Raw genomic sequence first — 22,361 nt, forward strand, 5'->3', positions numbered from 1 at the left:
AGTGAACGGATAAGGGTTTGGCGAACCCGGGAGCTGCCATGATCGTCGAGATTGTCAGCGCAGTGGCCGTCGTGGGCGGGGTCTGGCTCGCCTCCGCGGTGCGCGTGGTCAAACAGTACGAACGCGGGCTGGTGTTCCGTTTCGGCCGGGTGCGCTCGCAGGTCCGCGACCCCGGGCTCGCGCTGCTGCTGCCGATAGCCGACCGCATGCAGAAGGTGAACATGCAGGTCGTGACGCTGCCGGTGCCCGCACAGGACGGGATCACCCGCGACAACGTCACTGTCCGGGTCGACGCGGTCGTGTACTTCAAGGTGGTCGACCCGGTGCTGGCCGTGGTCCACGTGCAGGACTACCGGTCGGCGATCGGCCAGGTCGCGCAGACGTCGCTGCGGTCCATCATCGGCAAGAGCGACCTGGACGACCTGCTGTCGAACCGCGAACGGCTCAACGAGGGCCTTGAGCTGATGATCGACAGCCCGGCGCTGGACTGGGGCATCCACATCGACCGCGTGGAGATCAAAGACGTCGCGCTGCCGGAGTCGATGAAACGCTCGATGTCGCGTCAGGCGGAGGCCGAACGCGAACGCCGCGCACGCGTGATCTCGGCGGACGGCGAACTGCAGGCGTCGCACAAGCTCGCCCAGGCCGCCGCGACGATGGCGGACACCCCGGCGGCACTGCAACTGCGGCTGCTGGAGACGGTGGTGCAGGTGTCGGCGGAGAAGAACTCGACGCTGGTGCTGCCGTTCCCGGTGGAGTTGCTGCGGTTCCTGGACGCGCGGACCGACCCCGCGGCGCCGGCCGCGAAACCGCCGGAGCCGCGGGCGGCCGCGGAGTCGTCGCCGGAAAAGACCAGCAACGGACAGGTCGCCCCGCGCGAGGGCGAGGCGAGCGACGTGCCGGATCAGCGGTCGAGGTAGCCGTTCAGGCCGAGGACCAGCAGTGTCACGAAGAAACTGCCCCACAGCGCGGCTGTGACGTAGCCGAGCACGACGGCCGACAGCGCCATGGAGCGCCCGCCCGCCTCGTTGCGGTTGGCCTTGGCCAGCGCGACGTGCCCCATCACGACGCCGGGGATCGCGAGAACGCAGGTCACCAGGCCGAGCACGGAGCACACCAGCGCGCCGGTCGCGAGCCCGCTGTCGCTGGTGTTCGGGTACGGCTGGTAGGCCGCGCCGTACGGCGGCGGAGCCGGGAAGCTCTGGTACGCGGGCGGCGGCGCGAACGGATCCGGTTGCGCCGCAACGGGATACGGCGGCGCGGGCGGTTGCGCGGCGGGGGTCGGCGGTTCGCCGGGCAGCACGGCGACCGGGCCGGGGTCGGGCGCGGTCCAGCCCGGCGGCGGAACCGGCGAGTCAGTCTCCGCAGCGGACGAGACGGCGTCCGCGGGAGCCTCGTACGGCGTGGGGTCGGAGGTGGCCGGCGGCTCGTACGGAGCGGGGTCCGCGGTCGGCGGCGGTTCGTACGGCGCCGGATCGCGGTCGGACGGAGTGGTCATCGGGGCTCCCTCGAGGTGCCGGGTTCACCCGAAGACGCTACCGGGTTCCGGGGCGGCATCAGCCGAAAACTCCCGACCGGACCAGCGCGGGCACGATCAGCGCGAGCAGGATGCCCTGGAAGATCAGCGCCGCGTACCCGACCACGAACCCGGCGAGCGCCAGCGCACCGCCGGTGCCGCGGCCGCGGCGGGCCCGGTGGAACGCGATGTGCCCCGTCACGATCCCCGCGACGGCCATCGGCGCGCACAGCATGAACCCGGTGATCGAGCAGACCAGCGACCCGATCGCGAGCCCCGCTCCTGGCGGCGGACCCTGCGGCGGATAGGGCTGGTGCTCGTACGACGGGTGCACGTAGCCGTCGCGGTCAGCGGGCTCCTCGCTGCCCTCGCTCATCGGGATCCTTCTCGCGGTTTCGGGTGGATCAGCAGCCTAACGGGGGAAACCGCGCCCTGGCGTGAGCACCCTCATAGCAGCCTGGGCCGGGAGCAGTCATACTCCCCGGTAACCCAGTGCCGGGAGCCCCGGTGCCGCCGCCGAAGGGAGCCCACCGATGGCCCGTCTCGCCAGGACCGCCGGTCTGACCGATGTGCAGCAGGAGATTCTGTCCACGGTGCGGTCGTTCGTGGACAAGGAGATCATCCCGCACGCGCAGGCGCTGGAGCACGCCGACGAGTACCCGGCCGAGATCGTCGAGGGCATGAAGGAGATGGGCCTGTTCGGGCTCACCATCCCGGAGGAGTACGGCGGCCTGGGCGAATCGCTGCTGACCTACGCGTTGGTGGTGGAGGAGATCGCGCGGGGCTGGATGAGCGTGTCCGGTGTGATCAACACGCACTTCATTGTCGCGCACATGATCACCCGTCACGGGACGCCTGAGCAGAAGCAGCACTTCCTGCCTCGGATGGCGACCGGCGAGGTGCGCGGCAGCTTCTCGATGTCCGAGCCGGACCTTGGCTCCGACGTGGCGGCGATCAAGACCCGCGCCCGCCGTGACGGCGACGACTACGTGATCGACGGCGCGAAGATGTGGCTGACCAACGGCGGTTCCTCCAACTTGATCGCGCTGCTGGTGAAGACGGACGAGGGCGCGGAGAAGGCACACCAGAACCTGACGACGTTCCTGGTGGAGAAGCCGTCGGGGTTCGGCGAGGTTCTTCCCGGGCTGACGATTCCGGGCAAGATCGACAAAATGGGTTACAAGGGCGTGGACACCACGGAAGCGGTGTTCGACGGCTTCAAGATCGGTGCGGATAAGGTGCTGGGGGAGGCTCCGGGCAAGGGCTTCTCGTACATGATGGACGGCGTCGAGGTCGGCCGCGTCAATGTCGCGGCGCGGGCGTGCGGGATCGCGATCCGGTCGTTCGAGCTGGCGATCGCGTATGCGCAGCAGCGTTCGACATTCGGCAAGCCGATCGCGCAGCACCAGGCGATCGCGTTCAAGCTCGCGGAGATGGCGACGAAGGTCGAGGCCGCGCACCTGATGATGGTCAACGCCGCCCGGTTGAAGGATTCCGGTGCGCGCAACGACGTCGAGGCCGGGATGGCGAAGCTGATCGCCAGCGAGTACTGCGCCGAGGTGACCCAGGAGGCGTTCCGGATCCACGGCGGTTACGGCTACTCGAAGGAATACGAGATCGAGCGCCTGATGCGGGAGGCCCCGTTCCTGCTGATCGGCGAGGGCACCAGCGAAATCCAGAAAACCATCATCAGCCGCGGCCTTCTGCGGGATTACAAAGCCTGACCCGCGCTTCGCCGGAGTTCGCGCGCTCCGCCGGTTCTTGACAAGATGGAACCCCTCGGACCGGACGAGCGCAGGTGATGATGGTGAGCAGTCCCTTTGGTGGCGGTCAAGGCCCGGCCGGGCTGCCGCGGCTCCCGACGCCGCCCACCGGCTGGCCGATCGGGTCGTACTCGACCTACGGCGAGGCGCAGCAGGCGGTCGATTTCCTGGCCGAAAGCGAGTTCGCGGTCACCGACGTGACGATCGTCGGCGTCGACCTGATGCTGGTCGAACGGGTCATCGGACGGCTGTCGTGGGGCCGCGTGCTCGCTGCGGGCGCGATGTCGGGCGCGTGGTTCGGCCTGTTCGCCGGGCTGCTGCTGGGGATGTTCGTCAACCAGGGCGGATTCACGCTGCAGCTGCTGACCGGACTGGTGCTGGGCGTGCTGTCCGGGCTGGCGTTTTCCGCGATCGGCTACCGCACCTCGCGCGGCCGCCGAGATTTCTCGTCGGCGAGCCAGCTCGTCGCCGGCCGGTACGACGTGCTGTGCCAGCCGCGCAGCGCGGAGCAGGGACGCGAGCTGCTCGCGAAGCTGGCACTGCGCCCGCCGCCCGCCACAGCCTGAACCCACCTCCTCGTGAGTGTTTATGCCGGTTCCAACCGGGATTGCCGCGCGCGACGCGCCTGCCACCGCATAAGTACCCACGGGACTTTTTCACCCGTCCTTCCGATGGTTCGCGCGCACCTGGCTGAATCGTTACCGACCCTGCTTGCGGCGGGTGATCGCCGGGCATAGGTTGACCGACACCGGTTGGCCGGTCGTGTCCTCCAGCGCGGCCTGCCGGCAACTGGCACGTCGGGGTGCTGGCTCGGGTCCGCCTCGTCGCGGCGTGCTGTCTGGGGGCGGTGCCGGACGGTGCCGTGTGCACACGCGAGGAGGCTTGAATGGGGAAGAAACGGCCCAGCGGCAAGAAACGAGGACCTACCCGCGCGGCGGCGCTGCTCGCCGCGGGCCTGGTGAGCAGCGGTCTGGTGGCGGGCTGCGGAACGGCTTCCGGGACGACGATCAACGTCTACTACTCCCCGGAGGACCATTTCCAGACCGTCGTCGACAACTGCAACAAGACCGCCGCCGGGCGGTACCGGATCGTCTACAACAAGCTGCAGCGCGGTTCGGACGACCAGCGGATCCAGATGGCGCGCAGGCTCGCCGCGGGCGACACGTCGATGGACGTGCTCGGGCTCGACGTCACCTGGGTTTCGGAGTTCGCCGAGGCCCGCTGGATCGACGAGTGGACCGGGCAGAACAAGACAGCCGCGTCCGAGGGCGTGCTCAAAGGCCCGCTGGAAACCGCGACGTATCAAGGAAAGCTCTACGCCGCGCCGAAGAACACCAACGTGCAGCTGCTCTGGTACGACGACCGCATCACCCCGACCCCGCCGAAGACGTGGGACGAGATGATGCAGATGTCGCAGAAGCTCAAGGGCGAGAAAAAACCGTATTCGATCGTGTTCACCGGCGCGCAGTACGAGGGCCTGGTCGTCATCTACAACACGCTGGTCGAATCGCTCGGCGGGCACATCCTGTCCGACGACGGGAAATCCGTCGTGATGGACGAGGGCGCGGTGCAGGCGCTGGAGCTGCTGAAGAAGGTCACGTCGTCGGGGATCACCGACCCTTCGCTGACGAACCAGAAAGAGGACGACGTCCGGCGGACGTTCCAGGGCGGCGGCGCCGCGTTCGAGCTGAACTGGCCGTTCGTGTACGCCTCCTACGCCGAGGAAAAGCCGCAGGACCTGTCGCACTTCAAGTGGGCGGTGTACCCGCAGGCGAAGGCGGGCATTCCGTCGAAGAGCACGATCGGCGGGTTCGACCTGGCGGTGAGCGCCTACTCGCAGCACAAGCCGGAGGCGTATGAAGCGGCGTTGTGCTTGCGCAGCAAGGAAAACCAGAAGGTGTCCGCGATCAACGACGGGGTGCCGCCGACGATCGAGTCGGTGTACCACGACGACACGCCGCTGGATCCGGCGAAGCCCGCGTCGGCGGACAACCCGAACATGGCCGAGAAGTACCCGATGCGCGACGCCATTCTGTCGGCGCTGAAAACCGCCGCGGTACGGCCGCTCACTCCGGTGTACCAGAACCTGTCCACGGTGATGTCGAAAATCATCTCCCCGCCGTCGGCGATCGATCCGCGGACGACCGCGCAGAAAATGCGGGAACAGCTCGATGACGCGCTCCAGTCGAAGGGAGTGATCCCGTGACCGTCCAGGATCCCGCCGCCGCCACGAAGGAAGCGGCGCACCGCAAGGGAAAGCCCGCGCTTTCCGAGGGCAAGAAGGCGGAACGGCGGCTCGGGCTGTGGCTGTGCGCGCCCGCGTTCCTCGTGATGATCGCGGTGACCGGATACCCGATCATCTATTCGGTCTGGCTTTCGCTGCAGCGTTACGACCTGCGGTTCCCGGCGAAACACGAGTTCATCGGCTTCGACAATTACGCCGCGGTGCTCACGAATTCCTACTGGTGGACCGCGTTCGGCACCACGATGTTCCTCACCGTCGTGTCGGTGGCGATCGAGTTCGTGCTCGGCATGGGACTCGCGCTGATCATGCACCGCACGCTCGTCGGCCGCGGGCTGGTGCGCACCGTCGCGCTGATCCCGTACGGCATCGTCACGGTGGTGGCCGCGTTCTCGTGGTATTTCGCGTGGACGCCCAAAACCGGGTACCTGGCGAACGCGCTGGGCGAGGGGGTCGCGCCGCTCACCGACCAGTGGCCGTCGCTGTTCATCATCATTCTCGCCGAGGTGTGGAAGACGACGCCGTTCATGGCGCTGCTGCTGATGGCCGGGCTGGCGCTGGTGCCGGACGACCTGCTGAAGGCCGCGGCGATGGACGGCGCGACCGCGTGGCAGCGGTTCACCAAGGTGATGCTGCCGGTGATGAAACCGGCGATCCTCGTCGCGCTGCTGTTCCGCACGCTCGACGCGTTCCGCATTTTCGACAACATTTACGTGCTGACCGGCGGCGCGCAGGACACCGGATCGGTGTCCATGCAGACCTACGACAACCTGGTCAAGGGGCTCAACCTCGGGATCGGCTCCACGATGGCGGTGCTGATCTTCATCACGGTGGCGATCATCGCGTTCCTCTTCATCAAGGTGTTCGGCACCGCCGCGCCCGGCACGGACGACGGGGGGAAGCGCTGATGGCTATCGGAGGTGCGGCCACCACCGGCCGCAAGGTCGGCTGGGGCCTGCTGAACATCCTGGTGCTGGTGTTCGCGATCGTCCCGGTGCTGTGGGTGCTTTCGCTGTCGTTCAAGACGAAAGCGACGCTCACCGACGGCAATTTCATCCCGGTGGAATGGACGCTCAAGAACTACGCGGACATCTTCCAGACCACCGAGTTCCTGCACGCGCTGGTGAACTCGATCGGCATCGCGGTGATCTCCACGGTCATCGCGGTGGTGCTGGGCACGATGGCCGCGTACGCGATCGCCCGGCTGGATTTCCCCGGGAAACAGCTGCTGGTGGGGCTTTCCCTGCTGATCGCGATGTTCCCGCAGGTCTCGCTCGTCACCCCGCTGTTCAACATCGAACGCGGGCTCGGCCTTTTCGACACCTGGCCGGGGCTGATCCTGCCCTACATCACCTTCGCGCTGCCGCTGTCGATCTACACGCTGTCCGCGTTCTTCCGGGAAATCCCGTGGGAACTGGAAAAGGCGGCGAAAATGGACGGCGCGACTCCTGCCCAGGCGTTCCGGAAGGTGATCGCGCCGCTGGCCGCGCCGGGCGTGTTCACCACGGCGATCCTGGTGTTCATCCTCTGCTGGAACGACTTCCTGTTCGCCATCTCGCTGACGTCCACCGAGTCGTCGCGCACGGTGCCCGCGGCGTTGTCGTTCTTCACCGGGTCCTCGCAGTTCGAGGACCCGACCGGCCAGGTGTGTGCGGCCGCGGTCGTCATCACGGTGCCGATCATCCTGTTCGTGTTGTTCTTCCAGCGTCGCATCGTGGCGGGGCTGACGTCCGGTGCGGTGAAGGGCTGACCCATGGCTGAAATCGTTCTCGACAAGGTTTCCAAGCGCTACCCCGACGGCGCGCTCGCGGTGTCCGAGGTGGACATCACGATCGCCGACGGCGAGTTCATCATCCTGGTCGGCCCGTCCGGCTGCGGGAAGTCGACCACGCTCAACATGGTCGCCGGGCTGGAGGACATCTCCTCGGGCGAACTGCGCATCGACGGCAAGCGGGTCAACGAGAAAGCGCCGAAGGACCGGGACATCGCGATGGTGTTCCAGTCGTATGCGCTGTACCCGCACATGAGCGTGCGGGAGAACATGGCGTTCCCGCTACGGCTGGCCAAAGTGGACGACAAGATCGTCCGGTCCAAAGTGGAGGAAGCGGCACAGATCCTCGACCTGACCCAGCATCTCGACCGCAAACCGGCCAACCTGTCCGGCGGGCAGCGGCAGCGGGTCGCGATGGGCCGGGCGATCGTCCGCAACCCCAAGGCGTTCCTGATGGACGAACCACTGTCCAATTTGGACGCCAAACTGCGCGGCCAGATGCGGACGTCGGTGTCGAAGATCCAGAAACAGCTCGGCACGACCACGCTGTACGTCACGCACGACCAGACCGAGGCGATGACCCTCGGCGACCGCGTCGTGGTGCTGCGGGCCGGGTACGTGCAGCAGATCGGTTCGCCGCAGTTCCTCTACGACAACCCGGCGAACCTGTTCGTGGCCGGGTTCATCGGCTCGCCGTCGATGAACTTCGTCCCCGCGACGCTCGAAGACGGCCAGCTGCGCAGTTCGCTGGGCACGACCCCGCTGACCGACCGGATCCGCCGGATGGCCGAATCGGCGAACGCCCCGCGCGAGGTGATCATGGGCATCCGCCCGGAGCACTTCGAGGACGCCGCCCTGGTCGAACCGGGCCGCGAGGGCGCGACGTTCACCGCGCACGTGGACGTGCTGGAGTCGATGGGCTCGGAAAAGTTCGCGCACTTCACCGTGGACGGCGAGGCCGCGACCTCGGCCGAACTGGCGGAACTGGCCGCGGACAGCGGTTCGGCCGACGTCCCCGGTGCGGAATCGCTGATCGTGGCCCGGCTGTCGGCCGAATCGGCGGCCGCGGAGAACCAGGACCTGCAAATCTGGTTCGACGCGGACAAGGTGAAGCTCTTCGACCCGTCCGACGGCCGAAACCTCACCTACTCCGACTGAACTGCCGGTCCGTGAAGGGCTCCTTGAGGGAATCAGATTCCCTCAAGGAGCCCTTCACGGACGTCAGGGGATTCGCGAAAAGATCGTCGCAGCAGCGGTGCGGGCGGCGGGGCAAGCCGCTTCCCCGCCCGCGCCGCTGGTGTCGACCACGCTCACCGTCGCCTGCTCCGCGCGTCCTGCGGTGGCCGGGGAAGGCTGCACCGTCCGGACCCGGCAGAACGCCCCGTCGGCCGCCACCCGCGCCGTCCGGTTGCCGAGCGTTTCCGACGGCCCGGCCGGAGCCTGCCGCACCACCGCGAACTCCAGGCTCACCTTGTCGAGGATGCAGGAATGCCCGGCGAGCCCGGCGGTCGCGTCGGCGCCCTGCGCTCCGGCAGCGCTGAGAATCGCGCAGGAGTCGACGCGGCCCCAAGAGCGGTCCGGCAACTGCGGATGCCGTACCCGCTTGCCGGTCACCGCGTCGAGCACTCCGCCGACCACATCGTCCGCCGCGGTGCACCGATCCTCCGCATTGCCGCGGTCATCCTTGTCGGTGATCGAGACGGCCAGCCGAACCCCGTCAGCGAACGTGACGGCCCGCCCGCACGTCCGCTCGGGCACGAACCCGGCCTGCTGCACGGAAACCCCGTCCGGCACCTGGCCCGGGTACGCGTAGGCCTGCACATTGGGATCGCGATCGGCGGCAAGCGGCCCGATGGTGACCGTCCGGGGCCGCCCGGACTGCACGAAGTCCGCCTGGCAAGCGGTGAACGACGAATCCGGCGTATCGGCGGTGGTGTTCTTGAGCCGCTTCGGGTCGAGGAGGCTGCAGTAGTCGAGCGTGGAGAAGTCCCCGAGCGCCGCGATCGCGGTCAAGGGCACCGGCGTGGACTGCGCCTGCGGCGTCGTCGGGGCAGACTCCGCGGAACATCCGGCTGCCGCGACGAGAAGCACCGAACAGCCGACTGCGAGGACTCCGAGTGGGTTACGCACGGGGTGCAGTATCACCGTGGGTGGCGAAAAATCCAGCCCCCGCCGGGAAATCCCACACTTCGCTGTGTCATCACCGCTGGTCGGGCGGCTTCGGTGGGAAGCGGTGAGTCCGAAAGCCGGGCCGCGGTTCGCCGCACGAAGGCGAGGGCTGTGGGCGGTCCCGCTCGACCGGCCTGACCACGTGCGGCTGGACAACGTCCCGTGGTTCGCCCGGAACGCGGCCGAAGGCGACGTCTTCCGCGTCGAACGGGACGAGGAGGGGGTGCTCCGGCCGGTCGAACGGGTGGAATGGTCCGGGAACTGCACCATCCGGATGATCGTCTGGGCGGCTGGACCGTTCGGCGGAGACCTTGGCCGGGTGCTCGACCATTTCGCCCCGTTCGGCCTCGAAGGCGAACAGTTCGGCCAGTTCGGCATGGTGGGGTTCACGGTCCCGCCGGGAGCGGACCTCGCCGAGGCGAAGCGTGCGCTCGACGCGGGCCGGGCAGACGGTTCGTGGGCTTACGAGGAGGGCTGCGTCAGCGAGGAATGGCTAGCGGCCGGGCTCTGACCTGCGAGTTCCCGCGGCAACCCCGATTCCGCCCCCGGGTCGCACCCCATCCCCTTAGGGGTGCGGATCGTCCCCCGGAGCGATGTGCCCGGACGCCGGACGTGGTGACATGGAGGTACGAACCCAAACGGGAGGGGAACACGATGACCGCACCTGTCACTCACCGGCTGAGCCGGCCGCGGGAGGGGCGCATGATCGGCGGCGTCTGCGCCGGGCTCGCCCGTCGCTTCGGGACCACGCCGGGCAAGGTCCGCGTGCTCGCGCTGCTGTCGTGCCTGCTTCCGGGGCCGCAGTTCGTCGCGTACCTGATCCTGTGGGCCATCATCCCCAGCGACTGAGCCAAACAGACCACTGTGATCGATCGGCCATCTCCCGCCACCGCACGGGAGGGGGCCCTTCTCATTTCCGCTCGGCGGAAAATCGCTCCCAGGCCGATTGCCGGGTCACCCCGAGCGCCTCGCCGATGCGCGCCCACGCCACGCCGCGCGTCCGCAGCAGGTCCACCTGTTCCTGGATCCGCGCGTCCGTCTGCGCGCTGACCTTCGCCATCCGCGGGATGCTCTCCAGGATCTCCTCGTCCGATTTCCGCTCCCACAGCGTCACTTCGGGCGTTCCCGGTTCGTGTTCCCCGGCCAGGATCTGTTCGCACAATCCGACGCAGCCGTCGCAGATGTAGACGCCGGAGCCGGCGATCAGCTTGGCCACCTCGTCGGCCGGTTTGAGGCAGAACGAGCAGTACGAAGTCATCAACAACCTCCCTGGTGTCAGGGCTAGCCTGACACGTCAGGAGTCGCCTGACAAGTCACTGCCGCGAGCGCAGCGTCTCGATGACCTCCTCGTCCCAGCGGTGCGTCCGGATCAGCCGGTACCGCTCGCACGCGACCCACAGGTACGCCTCGGCCTCGGTGCGGTCGCCGATCAGATCCGCTTGCTTCAGCATCGCTACGACCGGCGTGAATTCCTCGTCGAACCAGCGTTGCGCGACGGTCGCGCGGTCGGTGAAGCGGCCTTCGTCTTGCATGAGCCGGAAACCCCACGCTTCGACGTGCTCGCCCAGTTGCGCGTAATTCCACGGATCGGTCACCAGCACCGAAGCGCGGGCGTGCCCGGACAAGGGGACTCGTTCCAGGAACAGCCGCCGGTAGTCCTTCACGATCAAGTCGCCGCGATACCGGATGCCGCTCGGATTCAGCTTGGTGCGCACGACCGTCACTGAAGCTTCTATTGTGGACAGTCCCTGCGCCAAGGCGACCGAAACCCGGTGGTGACCGTCGATGATGAAGTGCAGTTCGCCGATCCGGTACACCTCGATCGGCGGGATCGCCTCACCGCGGCGGGCGGCGAGCGCGAGCCTTTCCCAGCGTTGCCGGACCCGCGCGGACGTCGGACGGAAGCGGCGGTCGAAATCGCGGCTACGGTCGACGGTGCCGACGATCGAGTCCAAAGTGATCACGCGGGTCCCGATCCGAGCCTCGCTGACGTAACCGAGCGCCTGCACCACTTCGTGGAACGGCAGCATGATGTTGACGTCGTCAGGCTCGCGGCGCAGCCACGTGGAAAGCCGCGACAGCACCTGCCGGCGGCGGGCTCGCAGGAAGTCGTTTTCGGCGTCAGCACGCGGGAAACCGGTCGGTCGGGTCATCGCGGGAACTCCATCACCTGATAGCCCACCACATTGCGGATCCGGGTGTGCCCTGCCATGCGGTCGGGCACCGGTTCGCCGTGCGGGTGGATGTGTCCGTGCAGCAGCCACTGCGGCCGCAAGGTGTCGATGGTGCGGTGCAGACAGGTGAAACCTTGGTGCGGCGGATCTTCGCGGTCGCCGAGATGCCGCGGCGGCGAATGCGTCAGCAGGATGTCGATTCCGTTGCCGTCGCGCCATTTCCGCCAGCGGAACCGGCGCTCCAGTCGCCGGGCCCGGCGCGCCTGCTGCCGCTGCGTCCACTGATTCGGGCCGTCGCGGTAGCGGATCGAACCGCCGAGTCCGGCGATCCGGAGACCGGCGATGTCGACGATCCGACCGTCGGCGTTGATTCCGCCCGCGGGGCCTGGCCATTCGGTCGGGAAACCGTCCTTCATGGACAGTCCGCCGTAGCGGGTGTAGCCGCTCAGGTCCGGGTCGTGGTTGCCGGGGACGAACACGCACGGCACGTCGAGCATGCCGGCGAGGAACTCGAGATACGCGAACGGCAGATCGCCGGCGGCGACGACGAGGTCGACCCGCAGCGATCCGACCGCCGAGGTCCACAGCCGCTCGTCGGCCTCGTCGGCCACCACCAGCGCTTTCGGCATGCGCCAAGGTTACGGCGCACGCGGCGTCACTTCATGCCGTGCGCGAACCCGGGGTTGAGCGCGATCATCGCGACGATGCCGACGATCCACATGAGGCAGAGGGCCAGAGCCCAGAACTTGAGGTTGGACAGCAACCGGGACATGACGAGACAAACCTCCTGCAACCGGGGGAAGAAAGGGGGACCGCGAGGGGCGGCTACAGCCAGCCGTTCTTCCGGAATATTCGGTACAGCAGCAGACAGATCGCGAGAATGATCGTGACCACGATCGGATAGCCGAACTGCCAGTGCAGTTCGGGCATGTAGTCGAAGTTCATGCCGTAGATGCCCGCGACCATCGTGGGCACCGTGATGATCGCCGCCCACGCGGTGATCTTGCGCATGTCGGTGTTCTGCTGCAGCGAGATCTTCGCGACGGTCGCGTCGACCAGGGTGCTGAGCAGTTCGTCGAACGCCGCTACGCGTTCGGACACGGTGGCGAGGTGGTCGGCGACGTCGCGGAAGTACGAGCGGACCTCGTCGGGCACCAGCCGCGTGTAGCCCTCGGCGAGCCGCGACACCGGCGTGGCGAGCGGGACCACCGCGCGCCGCAGTTCGAGCACTTCCCGCTTCATCAGGTAGATCTGCTCGGCGCTCACCGACGAACGCGGCGCGAACACCTGCGCCTCGATCTCGTCGATGTCCGCCTCGATCCGGCTGGTGACCTCCAGGTAGTGGTCGACCACGTGGTCGGCGATCGCGTGCACGACCGCCGCCGCGCCGAGGGCGAGCCGTTCCGGGTCGTCGTCGAGATCACGGCGCAGCCGGGCGAGCCCGGAGTGGTTGCCGTGCCGCACGGTGATCACGAAATCGCGGCCGAGGAACACCATCAGCTCGCCGGTTTCCACGATCTCGTTCGCCGTGGTCGGCGACTGGTGCTCGACGTAACGGACTGTCTTCAGCACCAGGAACAGCGTGTCGTCGTAGCGCTCCAGCTTCGGCCGCTGATGCGCCTCCAGCGCGTCCTCGACGGCCAGTTCGTGCAGGCCGAAGGTGTCCGCGATGCCCTGGATCTGGTCGGAATCCGGCTCGTGCAAGCCGATCCAGACGAAACCGGCGTGCCGCTTGCGCACCTCGCGAATCGCCTCGGCGTGCGTCCAGCGCCCTGGCAGCCGCTTGCCGTCGACATACACCGCGCAATCGACGACATACGCCGACAGCGGCACCGGGATCGGCCGGTCGAGATTGGCCTTGGCCCGGTTGTTGCCGCGGCCGCGAAGGCCGCCAAGCGAGGGAATGGCAGGCATGGGTTCTCCTGGGCAGACGTCGTGAAGCACGAAGACGACGGCCAGGCGGACTGCGGAGTCCGTCCGGCGGCACCGTGAGTTCCCGGACGCAGGCCTACCAGGAAGGGAGAAGGCCGGCCGGCGAGGCGGGAACGCACGTACTACTAGGGAGCGGACTATCACCACTGCTCATGAGCGGTTCCTCACCTCCTTTCGGCCGGGGCACGCCAGGGCGTGCGACGTGGCAGGGGTCGCGTTGACGCGCGATCACCGATGGTCGAGGGTACTCCTCACCACGGATACGTGTCGCACCTGGTTCGGCAGGTGTTACCCGGACAGGAGGCGAAAGCGTGCAATTCGGCCGGTATTACGAGGAGTTCGAGGTCGGCGCGGTCTACAAGCACTGGCCCGGCAAGACCGTCACCGAATACGACGACCATCTGTTCTGCCTGATCACGATGAACCACCACCCGCTGCACCTCGACGCGCACTACGCGGGCGAGACGACCGATTTCGGCAAGAACGTCGTGGTCGGCAACTACATCTACTCGCTGCTGCTCGGCATGTCGGTGCCCGACGTGTCCGGAAAGGCCATCGCGAACCTCGAGGTCGAATCGCTCAAGCACGTGAAGCCGACGTTCCACGGCGACACGATCTACGGCGAGACCGAGGTGCTCGACAAGACCCCGTCGAAGTCCAAGGACGACCGGGGAGTGGTGTACGTCGAGACTCGAGGGTACAAACAGGACGGCACCATCGTGTGCATTTTCCGGCGCAAAGTGATGGTGCCGAAGCGGTCCTACGGCGACACCCGCGGCGGGGAACAGCCCGGCCGTCCGACGCCGCACGAGTGATCGATCCGCCGCGAAGAGGAGCACGGGTGGCCATCGCCCTGGAGAAGATCAAGCAGACGCTGCGCAGGTTCGCCGAGACGGAGGCGCGCGGGGTTTCGCCGCTGTATGACCACCTCGCCACACACGCGGCCGAGGACGACGACGTCGCCGCGCTGCTGACCGACGCCCGCGGCGGCGAAGCGCGCGGGACCTTGCTGTTCGCCGCCGCGCACCGGCTGGTGCAGGCGGATCCGATCCACCCGCTGTCGCGGTATTACCCGTCGGTCGGCGGTTTCGACGGCGTCGACAGCGAGACGTGGCCGCTGTTCCGCTCGTTCCTGCTGGAGCGCGCGGACCAGGCCCGCGAGATCATCTCGACCCGCTACACGCAGACGAACGAGGTGCGCCGCGCCGCGCTGCTGTACCCGGCGGTCGCGGCGGCGGCGAAGGAAGCGGGCGGCAAGATCGCGCTGCTTGAGGTCGGCTGCAGCGCGGGGTTGCTGCTGGGGCTCGACCGGTTCGGCTACCGCTACCAATGCGACGGCGGGGAGCAGCTCACGGCCGGACCGGCGAAGGCGGCGGTCGGGCTGCACTGCGCGATCGACGTCGCGTCCGGTGCGAAGCTGCCCAAACTGCCCAAGAAGGTCGCCGTGGCGGCCCGAGCGGGCCTGGACCGGGCACCGGTGGACCTCTCGGACGAGGACGAGCTGGCGTGGCTGGAGGCGTGCGTCTGGGCTGATCAGGTCGACCGGATCCGGCTGCTGCGCACGGCTGCCGCGGAACAGCGGAAGCACGCGCCGGAGCTGATCGCCGGGGACGCGGTGGACGACCTGGCGTCAGCGGCGTCGCGGTTGCCTTCGGAACTGCCGTTGGTGGTGCTGACGAGCCACGCGCTGGCCTACGTCTGGGATCGGCGGGCGGATTTCGTGGCCGAGCTGGCGCGACTGTCCTCGGCCCGGCCGGTGTGGTGGGTGAGCCAGGAGTTCTACCGGGCTGGGCTGGAGAACGTGCTGCCCGGCCGGGACGACCTGTCGCCGGACGGTTCGGACGCGGGTGAGCCCGCGATGGCGGTGCTGGGGCTGACGACCTGGATAGACGGGAAACCCGAGGCCCGCGCGCTGGCCAGGACGGCGCCGCACGGGCAGCGGATGACCTGGCTGGCGTGAGGGTGTCTCGTGAGCGGCGATCCCGGTGAGAACCGTGATCGCCGCTCACGACACCCCTCGGCGCCGTGAGTAACCTGTGTCACATTCACCCCATCAGTCACACTGCTCTGCCCGCGCCGGGGCCGCCGGACCGATGCGCGTCCGGCGATATCGAATACGCGTTCCGCGCATTTTCGGTGCTCATCGCGGATGCATGAACGATGGGGAAACTTTCCGACAACTCCGCAATCGGTTCCGAATCGCGGGAGCCGCGGTCGGCAATGGGGAAATAACCGCTCCGGATTACGCGGCGGGCAACTCATTCCAGTCACGCAGGGTTACGAGCAGCTGGTCCACCAGGTGGCCCGCTTCGTCCAGATTGACCAGTTCGGCCGAGTTGACCCACCGCGCGTCGGTGGCGTCGTCGCCCGCGGTGAGGATTCCGCCGGTCCACGTGCATTCGTAGTCGTGGATGTCGTAGCGGCCGCGGCGGACCGAGCCGGCCAGTGTGTGCGGTCTCACGTCGAGTCCGGTCTCCTCGCGAAGCTCCCGGACCACCGCTTCGTAGTCCGTTTCGCCCGGTTCCACGCGCCCGCCGGGCAGCGACCACTGGCCTTTCCCCGGCTCGTTCGCGCGCCGGATGAGCAGGAGTCTGCCCTGGTCGTCGAACACAATGCCGCCGACGCAGCGCTCGAGGCCGTCCATGCCGCGACGGTAGCCGACCTCGGCCGCACCCCCTAGCGTTCGGGAACCTGTACACGGAGAGTAGCCGTACGGTACACTTCGAGCGCCTGGCTGACCCATGCGCGGGACTTTCCTCCCGCGTGAGTGGTCAGTGCGGTACAACGTAGAAAGTCAGTTTTCCGGGTGTCATGGAAGAGACGGGATTGATCGCTGTGAACGCGAAGAAGCTTGCGGGACTCGTGGGTATCGCGTTGGTGCTGTTCTTCGTGATCGCTCAGCCGGGCCATGCTGCTGGTCTTGTCAGCAACATTGTGGACTTCCTCCGCAGCTCGGCCGAATCGGTGATCACGTTCGTCAGCAACATCTTCCACTGACGACAGGGGATACCCTCGAACCATGTTCGCGCCACGCGACCCTGACGAGTACCTCCTCGACACCGAGCGGCGGGTCATCCGGATCCGCCGCCACTGGGCGGTGCTCCTCTGGGACACGTTCGAGGCAGCCGCGCTGCTGATCGTGTGCGTGCTGGTGTCGTATCTGCTGCCGCCCTCGATGTGGGTGGTGCAGAACATCCTCTGGTACGTCGCGCTGGCGGTGGTGCTGCGGTTCGCCTACGTGATCATCGAATGGTGGGTCGAACGGCTGGTCGTCACCGACAAACGGTTCGTGATGACCACCGGCGTCTTCACCACCAAGGTGCTGATGATGCCGATCAGCAAGGTCACCGACCTCACCTACCAGCGTTCGGCCTGGGGCCGGATGCTGGGCTACGGCACGATGGTCGTCGAATCGGCGGGCCAGATCCAGGCGCTGAACCGGATCGACTACCTGCCGCGGCCCGAGGAGTTCTACGACACGATCTCCGAGCTCGTGTTCGGCGACAAGCAGAAGCAGGCCGAACGGTTCTCGATGATCAAGGCACAGCGCGCGGCGCGGGGCAAGAAGCCGGTCGGCTGACCCCGGGCGCGTCGGCACTGGTCCCGGCGCCGAGGTGACGCAGCGCATCGTCGAGAATAGGTCCGATGCGCATCGACCTGCACGCCCACTCCACGGCCTCCGACGGTACCGACAGCCCTGCCCAGCTCGTCGGCGCTGCCGCGCGTGCCGGTCTCGACGTCGTCGCGATCACCGACCACGACACCACCGCGGGCTGGGAACCGGCCGCAGCGGCCCTTCCCGCCGGCCTCACGCTGGTGCCGGGCGCGGAACTGTCGACGGTCTCGATCGACCCGGACACCGGCTACGAAATCAGCGTGCACCTGCTCGCGTACCTCTTCGATCCGGCCGCGCCCGCGATCGTCGCCGAACAGACGAGGCTGCGGATCGAACGGCGCACCCGGTTGCGGCGGATGGCCGAGCGGATGGCGGCCGACGGCCTCCCGGTCGACGCCGACGAAATCCTGAGCTTGCTGCCCGAGGACTCGCCCGCGGGACGGCCGCACCTCGCGCAGGCGCTCGTCCGCGCCGGTCTGGTCAGCTCCGTCGACGAGGCTTTCGGCGACTATCTGCACAGCCGCCGCGGCTACTACGTCGCGCGCCGCGACACTCCGGTCGAGGAAGCGATCGACATGGTGACCGCGGCCGGCGGGGTTACCGTGATCGCGCACCCCTTCGCGTTCAGCCGCGGCGCGACGATCAGCGAGGACACCCTGCGTGAGCTGGCGGCGCGCGGGCTGACCGGCGTCGAGGTCAACCATCCCAACCACGATCCGGCCACCCGGGTGCGCACCCGCGAACTGGCCGACGAGCTGGGCCTGGTCCGCACCGGGTCCAGCGACTACCACGGCACGAACAAGACCATCGGGCTCGGCCAGGAAACGACCGAACCGGACCAGCTGGAGGAATTGGTGGGGCGGGCGACCGGCTTCCAAGTGGTGAAGGGCTGAGATGGCCGTCTCGGATTTCTTCGACGCGAAGCTCTTCATGAGCGCGACGATCACCCTCGTCGTCATCATGGACCCGCCGGGCACCGTGCCGGTGTTCCTGAGCCTGGTCGGCCGCAAACCGATGGCGACGCGGGTGAAAGCGGCCCGGCAGGCGGTGCTGGTGTCGCTGCTGGTCATCTCGCTGTTCGCGGTGGCGGGGCAGGCGATCCTGGCGTATCTCGGCATCGGCATCCCGGCGCTGCAGGGCGCGGGCGGCCTGCTGCTGTTGCTGATCGCGCTGCAACTGCTCACCGGCAACGCGGGCAGCAACGAGCCCGAGGCGGCCGAGGACGTCAACGTCGCCCTCGTCCCGCTCGGCACACCCCTGCTGGCCGGTCCCGGCGCGATCGCGGCGACCATCGTGTTCGTCCGGCAGGCCGACGGTCATCTGGGCGCGTACATCGCGCTGGCGCTGGCGATCGTGACCGTGCATTTCGTGCTGTACACCTGCATGCGCTTCTCCGGCGTGGTCATCCGGCTGATCAAGGAAAGCGGCATCACGCTCCTGGCGAAGATCGCCGGCCTGCTGCTCGCCGCGATCGCCGTCGAGCTGGTCGCGAATTCCGTGCAGGGCTTCATCGCGGGCGGCTAGCCCACGCCGGAAAGTGTCGGTGGGGGTGCGTAGCGTGGGCGTCGACGGAAGGGGGCGGCGTGAAAGAACAGATGGGGTTCGACTTCGGCGTCGAGCAACCGCAACGGCTCACCAAGGTGTCGCCTGCGCGGCTGAGCACCTTTGACGATTGCCCGCGCCGGTACCGGCTGGCTTATCTCGACCGGCCGACACCGCAGCGCACCGGGCCGTGGGCGCACAGCACGCTGGGTGCGGTGGTGCACAACGCGTTGCGGGCGCTTTTCGACCTGCCGGTAGCGAAACGGACGCCGCAGCGCGGGATCGCGCTGGTGTCCGAGCACTGGAAGGACGCCGGTTTCGCCGACGACGACCAGGCCGCGCGCTACCGTGCGCGCGCGAAGGGCTGGGTCGCGGAGTACGTCGAGGACAACGACGTCAGCGACGACCCGGTCGGCTTGGAACGCTGGGTCTCCGCGCCGGTCAGCACGACCGGCGGCCGCCCGACGATGATCATCGAAGGCCGAGCCGACCGCATCGACCAACGCGGCGGCGAACTGGTGATCGTGGACTACAAAACCGGCCGCCGAGCCCCGGACGAACACGAGGCCCGCGCGTCGCAAGCGTTGGCGATGTACGCCGTGGCCGCCACGCGCACTTTGCGCATGCCGTGCACGAAGGTCGAACTGCACCATCTCCCGTCCGGCACGATCGCCGCGGCGGAACACACGCCGGAAACCTTGAAGCGCCACCTGGAACGCGCCGAGGAGACCGCGGGAGATCTGCGGTTGGCAGCAGATACCCTTGACGCAGGCGGCGACGGAGACACGTTGTTTCCCGCCCGCCCCGACCGCCGCTGCGCATGGTGCGACTTCCGCCCGAGCTGCGTGGCGGGACAGCAGACCGCTCCTGCCGCGCAACCGTGGGATTTGCTTGCGCCGTAGGGGTTTCCCGAGACGTGGATTGGATCCGAGAATCGTGGCGTCACCGGACATCGAGAAAACCGCCCGCGGTGGGGCTGGTGCTGCGCGGGATCGCGGTGTCGCCCGTGACGGGTCGGGGGTTCGCGGCGTAGCGAGGAAGGATTCTGGCGCTGTGGCGACGGAACTTGCTGCGGGGCATGGCGGGGTCCGTGACGGCCGTGGTGTCAAGGACGCCGGCTCGCATGCTGTCGGTGCGGCGAGGCAGAACATGCGCGGGGCCGCGGGGTCGCCTGGTGGCGGTGGACGCGATAGCGGGGCAGTGGGCAGTGGTGTCGCGGCGGAGGATCGTGCTCTGACTGGTGCTGAGGCGAAGCGCACTGCCATGGCATCGCGGAGTTCTGCGACGGACGACAGCGCCGCGGTTGAGGTTGTCCATGACTCCGCTGCCGCCGATGGCCTTGTGCCCGGCGAGGATGCGGTTGTCCATGATTCGGCGCTGCTGGAAAGCGCGGTCGACGACGATGCGGCAGAAGCCAAGGCGGCACCCGAGCGCCACGAATCGTCTGTCAGGCGTAAGCCCCGTGGGCGCTGGTGGCGCGGGTTCACCGGATCGGTCGCCGCGGGGCTGGCCGTCCTGGCGATCGGGGTGCTCGTCGTGGGTGTGCTGTGCCTCGTCAACGGCGCACCCGGGCCGGGTCCGCTCAAACTGGCCGGACATCCCGTCGCGGCGGTGATCGCGCTTGTGCTGCAACGGGTCGCCGACCGTCGCGCGGGGAAAGCGGCGGTCGGTGCGGGGGTTGGGGTGCTCGTCGTCGCGGGTGTGGCGTTCAGTTTGTTGTGGTGGTTCTGAGGACGGTCAGCGCAGGGCGGCGAGCGTCGGGCCGCGTTGTTCCAGCAGTACTGGGCCCAGCGCGGTGAGGCGGACTGGGCCCGAGTAGGCGCCGCGGTCGATGCCGACTGTGCGTAGCGTCGCGCCGTTCATTTCGTTCAGCACTGCCAGGCCGCCGCGGATGGGCACTACCAACTGGGTCGCGAAGGTGATTCCTGGGCCGAGCGTGCCGTCCAGGGTCCACCGCGGGGACAGGTCGTCTCGGGACAGGGCAACGGTTTTGGAGCCGGTGTACCAGTAGATCCCCGCGGCGGTGCGGGTCGTGGCCTCGGTGCCGCCGACTGGGTCGTTCGCGGTGTCCGCGTCGGGGAGATCCATGGGGTAGGCGGCTTTTTGCGAACCGTCCGCGCCGTAGACGACGTACAGGTTCTGGTCGGGCAGCAGCACGCCGGTGAGATCGCCTGACATCGCGATGACCCTGGCCCGCTTGCCGGCCAGCAGGGCGGTGTAGGTGACCTTCGGTTCGTCCTCGTGCTCGGCGGTTGCCTTGTAGACGGTCAGGCGGTCCGTGCGGTCGCCGGGGCAGCGTTCGATCACGCCGATTTTGTCGGCGGCCGCTGCTACCGTTCCGTAGGTGCAGTTGGGGCGGGGTTGCTTGTTCGCGTTTTGCAGGAACGGGACTTTGCCGTACTCCATGCTCTTCACGAGATCGTCGCGCCACGTGTCGAGGAGATGTTTGCCGGTCGTCGTGACGTGGCTGCCGTCGTTGACGAGACGGGTGCCCAGTTCGGCGTCGCCGTTGCGCTGAGCGGTGATGCGGCCGGTGGCGGGGTCGAGCTGCGTGACCTCGCTGCAGCCCATTGTCTTGTGGTACACGGCGTTCACCCGGCCCCATGCGGCGTCCACAGTGCACAGTTGCAGGTTTTCGCGGGTGTAGTGCCAGCGGATCTGCCCGGTGAGCGGATCGCGACCGGCGACCTCGCTGCCGTCCGCGGTGGTGACGGTGTCGGACTGGCCGATCGGGATCGGCGTCGCGGAACTCGGGGCCTGCCACAGCTGCGTCATCGACCCGGGCACGGAGGTCGGCGGTGTGGGGAGAGCGTGCGGCGGCTCGGCCAGCGCGCGGCTGGTGTGCAGATTGTCGCTGGTGGCGGCGACGATCGCGGCGACCACCGCGACCACGACGACGATCGCCCCCGCGATCAGCCGATCCCGCCCCCGGTTCCACGGTGAGCGGCGGGCTTTCCCCGGCTGCGCAACGGAATCCGGGGCGGCGGGCTGGCGGGGGAGGAGATTCTCGGAACCGTAGGGCTCGGCGGAGCTGCTGACCCCGGCGGGTTCGTCGGTGACGCGCGCGATCGGGCCGGTGCGTTCCTCGGGAGTGACCGGGGGGATCGCGGCGTGGGTGCCTGCGGTGGAAGTTTTTTCGGTGGCTGGCCCGGCCGGGTCTCCGGCTTGCGGGCCGGAAGCGGCCGGCGCGGCGGGAGTGCTTCCGGCAGCACCGGGGACCGCCGCGGCGGGCCGGTGGGGCTCAGCGGAGGCTTCTTCGCCAGTGTGTGCGGCGGAGTCTCCGGCTCGCGGGCCGGGCGCGGTCGATGCGGCGGGAGTGCTTCCGGCCGAGCTGGGAGCTGCGGTGGGCCGGTGGAGTTCGACGGAAGAGTCTTCGTCAGCGTGCGCGGCGGAGTCGCCGGCCTGCGAGCCGGAAGCGGCCGATCCCGCGGAAGCGTTTCCGGGAGCGGGCGCAGCGGAGCCCGCGGAGGGCTCATTTGCTTCGGCGAAAGATTCTTCGGCACCTGGTATCGCCGAGTCTCCAGCCTGCGAGCCCGAAGCGTTCCCGGCAGAGCCAGCCACAGCGGAGCCGGCAGACGGCGAAACCGCGCCCCGGTCACCGGAAAGCGACTCGCCCGGACCAACCCCAGCTGCACT

At 68.2% G+C, this 22,361-nt stretch carries 26 protein-coding genes; 17 read left to right on the forward strand and 9 right to left on the reverse strand.

The genetic code is table 11. The features are described from left to right. Positions 1–38 precede the first annotated feature (38 nt). A complete protein-coding gene (locus L3Q65_RS41510) occupies positions 39–920 on the forward strand; it encodes a slipin family protein (RefSeq protein WP_237598079.1) in 882 nt (293 codons plus the stop codon). Here the strand turns inward: L3Q65_RS41510 and L3Q65_RS47525 are convergent. Further along, positions 905–1,498, reverse strand: coding sequence for a DUF4190 domain-containing protein (locus L3Q65_RS47525; RefSeq protein WP_182894374.1), 594 nt, complete (start codon positions 1,496–1,498; stop codon positions 905–907). The genes L3Q65_RS41510 and L3Q65_RS47525 overlap by 16 nt on opposite strands. A gap of 58 nt (positions 1,499–1,556) precedes the next feature. Continuing rightward, on the reverse strand, positions 1,557–1,892 hold the full coding sequence (locus L3Q65_RS41520) for a DUF4190 domain-containing protein (RefSeq protein WP_237598080.1): 336 nt from the start codon (positions 1,890–1,892) through the stop codon (positions 1,557–1,559). Positions 1,893–2,049: 157 nt separating this feature from the next. Here L3Q65_RS41520 and L3Q65_RS41525 point away from each other — a divergent pair, with 157 nt between their 5' ends. From L3Q65_RS41525 to L3Q65_RS41550, 6 genes are all read left to right on the forward strand, one after another. Further along, complete coding sequence (locus tag L3Q65_RS41525) at positions 2,050–3,240, forward strand: acyl-CoA dehydrogenase family protein (RefSeq protein WP_182894372.1); 1,191 nt, start codon at positions 2,050–2,052, stop codon at positions 3,238–3,240. A gap of 77 nt (positions 3,241–3,317) precedes the next feature. Continuing rightward, the gene (locus tag L3Q65_RS41530; protein ID WP_182894371.1) at positions 3,318–3,845 is read left to right on the forward strand and encodes a general stress protein; all 528 of its coding nucleotides are present in this window, start codon (positions 3,318–3,320) and stop codon (positions 3,843–3,845) included. Positions 3,846–4,165: 320 nt separating this feature from the next. After that, complete coding sequence (locus L3Q65_RS41535) at positions 4,166–5,485, forward strand: ABC transporter substrate-binding protein (RefSeq protein ID WP_182894370.1); 1,320 nt, start codon at positions 4,166–4,168, stop codon at positions 5,483–5,485. Then, a complete protein-coding gene (locus L3Q65_RS41540; RefSeq protein WP_093576741.1) occupies positions 5,482–6,429 on the forward strand; it encodes a carbohydrate ABC transporter permease in 948 nt (315 codons plus the stop codon). The genes L3Q65_RS41535 and L3Q65_RS41540 overlap by 4 nt, the downstream gene beginning before the upstream one ends. Continuing rightward, positions 6,429–7,271 (forward strand): carbohydrate ABC transporter permease, encoded by an 843-nt coding sequence (locus tag L3Q65_RS41545; RefSeq protein WP_237598081.1) that lies wholly within the window; start codon positions 6,429–6,431, stop codon positions 7,269–7,271. The genes L3Q65_RS41540 and L3Q65_RS41545 overlap by 1 nt, the downstream gene beginning before the upstream one ends. 3 nt (positions 7,272–7,274) lie before the next feature. Continuing rightward, positions 7,275–8,450: an ABC transporter ATP-binding protein gene (locus L3Q65_RS41550; RefSeq protein WP_182894368.1), complete on the forward strand. Its 1,176-nt coding sequence runs from the start codon at positions 7,275–7,277 to the stop codon at positions 8,448–8,450. Between the two features lie 63 nt (positions 8,451–8,513). Here L3Q65_RS41550 and L3Q65_RS41555 read toward each other — a convergent pair whose 3' ends face one another. After that, positions 8,514–9,422 (reverse strand): hypothetical protein, encoded by a 909-nt coding sequence (locus tag L3Q65_RS41555; protein ID WP_237598082.1) that lies wholly within the window; start codon positions 9,420–9,422, stop codon positions 8,514–8,516. A 103-nt stretch (positions 9,423–9,525) separates the two neighbouring features. On the opposite strand from L3Q65_RS41555, the gene L3Q65_RS41560 reads away from it, so the two are divergent. Further along, positions 9,526–9,972 (forward strand): DUF4265 domain-containing protein, encoded by a 447-nt coding sequence (locus L3Q65_RS41560; protein WP_237598083.1) that lies wholly within the window; start codon positions 9,526–9,528, stop codon positions 9,970–9,972. A 143-nt stretch (positions 9,973–10,115) separates the two neighbouring features. Continuing rightward, entirely contained in the window at positions 10,116–10,310 is a 195-nt protein-coding gene (locus L3Q65_RS41565) for a PspC domain-containing protein (RefSeq protein ID WP_009072943.1), read from the forward strand. Positions 10,311–10,371: 61 nt separating this feature from the next. Here the strand turns inward: L3Q65_RS41565 and L3Q65_RS47530 are convergent, their stop codons facing one another. The 4 genes from L3Q65_RS47530 to corA all read right to left on the reverse strand — a co-directional run bounded on the left by L3Q65_RS47530 (position 10,372) and on the right by corA (position 13,549). Further along, entirely contained in the window at positions 10,372–10,719 is a 348-nt protein-coding gene (locus tag L3Q65_RS47530; protein WP_182894366.1) for a ClpX C4-type zinc finger protein, read from the reverse strand. Between the two features lie 55 nt (positions 10,720–10,774). Beyond that, on the reverse strand, positions 10,775–11,614 hold the full coding sequence (locus L3Q65_RS41575) for a chromosome partitioning protein ParB (RefSeq protein WP_182894365.1): 840 nt from the start codon (positions 11,612–11,614) through the stop codon (positions 10,775–10,777). Next, positions 11,611–12,264 carry a metallophosphoesterase gene (locus L3Q65_RS41580; protein ID WP_237598084.1) on the reverse strand — a complete coding sequence of 218 codons (654 nt, stop codon included), beginning with the start codon at positions 12,262–12,264 and terminating at the stop codon, positions 11,611–11,613. The genes L3Q65_RS41575 and L3Q65_RS41580 overlap by 4 nt, the downstream gene beginning before the upstream one ends. Before the next feature lie 196 nt (positions 12,265–12,460). After that, positions 12,461–13,549: a magnesium/cobalt transporter CorA gene (gene corA, locus L3Q65_RS41585; protein ID WP_037815877.1), complete on the reverse strand. Its 1,089-nt coding sequence runs from the start codon at positions 13,547–13,549 to the stop codon at positions 12,461–12,463. Between the two features lie 329 nt (positions 13,550–13,878). Between corA and L3Q65_RS41590 the strand changes: the two genes are divergently transcribed. After that, on the forward strand, positions 13,879–14,382 hold the full coding sequence (locus tag L3Q65_RS41590) for a MaoC family dehydratase (RefSeq protein ID WP_037815874.1): 504 nt from the start codon (positions 13,879–13,881) through the stop codon (positions 14,380–14,382). A gap of 32 nt (positions 14,383–14,414) precedes the next feature. Next, complete coding sequence (locus L3Q65_RS41595) at positions 14,415–15,527, forward strand: DUF2332 domain-containing protein (RefSeq protein ID WP_370648238.1); 1,113 nt, start codon at positions 14,415–14,417, stop codon at positions 15,525–15,527. 282 nt (positions 15,528–15,809) lie between these two features. On the opposite strand, the gene L3Q65_RS41600 is transcribed toward L3Q65_RS41595, so the two are convergent. Continuing rightward, entirely contained in the window at positions 15,810–16,211 is a 402-nt protein-coding gene (locus L3Q65_RS41600; RefSeq protein WP_237598085.1) for an NUDIX hydrolase, read from the reverse strand. Between the two features lie 167 nt (positions 16,212–16,378). Here L3Q65_RS41600 and L3Q65_RS41605 point away from each other — a divergent pair, with 167 nt between their 5' ends. The 6 genes from L3Q65_RS41605 (at position 16,379) to L3Q65_RS41630 (ending at position 20,456) form a co-directional block, all read left to right on the forward strand. Next, a complete protein-coding gene (locus L3Q65_RS41605; protein WP_037815868.1) occupies positions 16,379–16,564 on the forward strand; it encodes a hypothetical protein in 186 nt (61 codons plus the stop codon). Positions 16,565–16,586: 22 nt separating this feature from the next. Further along, positions 16,587–17,147 (forward strand): PH domain-containing protein, encoded by a 561-nt coding sequence (locus L3Q65_RS41610; protein WP_009072960.1) that lies wholly within the window; start codon positions 16,587–16,589, stop codon positions 17,145–17,147. Positions 17,148–17,212: 65 nt separating this feature from the next. Beyond that, entirely contained in the window at positions 17,213–18,076 is an 864-nt protein-coding gene (locus L3Q65_RS41615) for a PHP domain-containing protein (protein ID WP_182894361.1), read from the forward strand. 1 nt (position 18,077) lies between these two features. Further along, the gene (locus L3Q65_RS41620; protein ID WP_182894360.1) at positions 18,078–18,707 is read left to right on the forward strand and encodes a MarC family protein; all 630 of its coding nucleotides are present in this window, start codon (positions 18,078–18,080) and stop codon (positions 18,705–18,707) included. Positions 18,708–18,778: 71 nt separating this feature from the next. Continuing rightward, positions 18,779–19,627 carry a PD-(D/E)XK nuclease family protein gene (locus tag L3Q65_RS41625; protein ID WP_182894660.1) on the forward strand — a complete coding sequence of 283 codons (849 nt, stop codon included), beginning with the start codon at positions 18,779–18,781 and terminating at the stop codon, positions 19,625–19,627. A 361-nt stretch (positions 19,628–19,988) separates the two neighbouring features. Beyond that, positions 19,989–20,456, forward strand: coding sequence for a hypothetical protein (locus L3Q65_RS41630; protein ID WP_182894359.1), 468 nt, complete (start codon positions 19,989–19,991; stop codon positions 20,454–20,456). A gap of 6 nt (positions 20,457–20,462) precedes the next feature. Here L3Q65_RS41630 and L3Q65_RS41635 read toward each other — a convergent pair whose 3' ends face one another. After that, positions 20,463–21,794 carry a hypothetical protein gene (locus tag L3Q65_RS41635; protein WP_182894659.1) on the reverse strand — a complete coding sequence of 444 codons (1,332 nt, stop codon included), beginning with the start codon at positions 21,792–21,794 and terminating at the stop codon, positions 20,463–20,465. Between the last annotated feature and the right edge of the window lie 567 nt (positions 21,795–22,361).

The organism is Amycolatopsis sp. FU40 (assembly GCF_021903635.1).
In the GTDB taxonomy this organism is placed as follows: Bacteria; Actinomycetota; Actinomycetes; order Mycobacteriales; family Pseudonocardiaceae; genus Amycolatopsis; species Amycolatopsis dendrobii.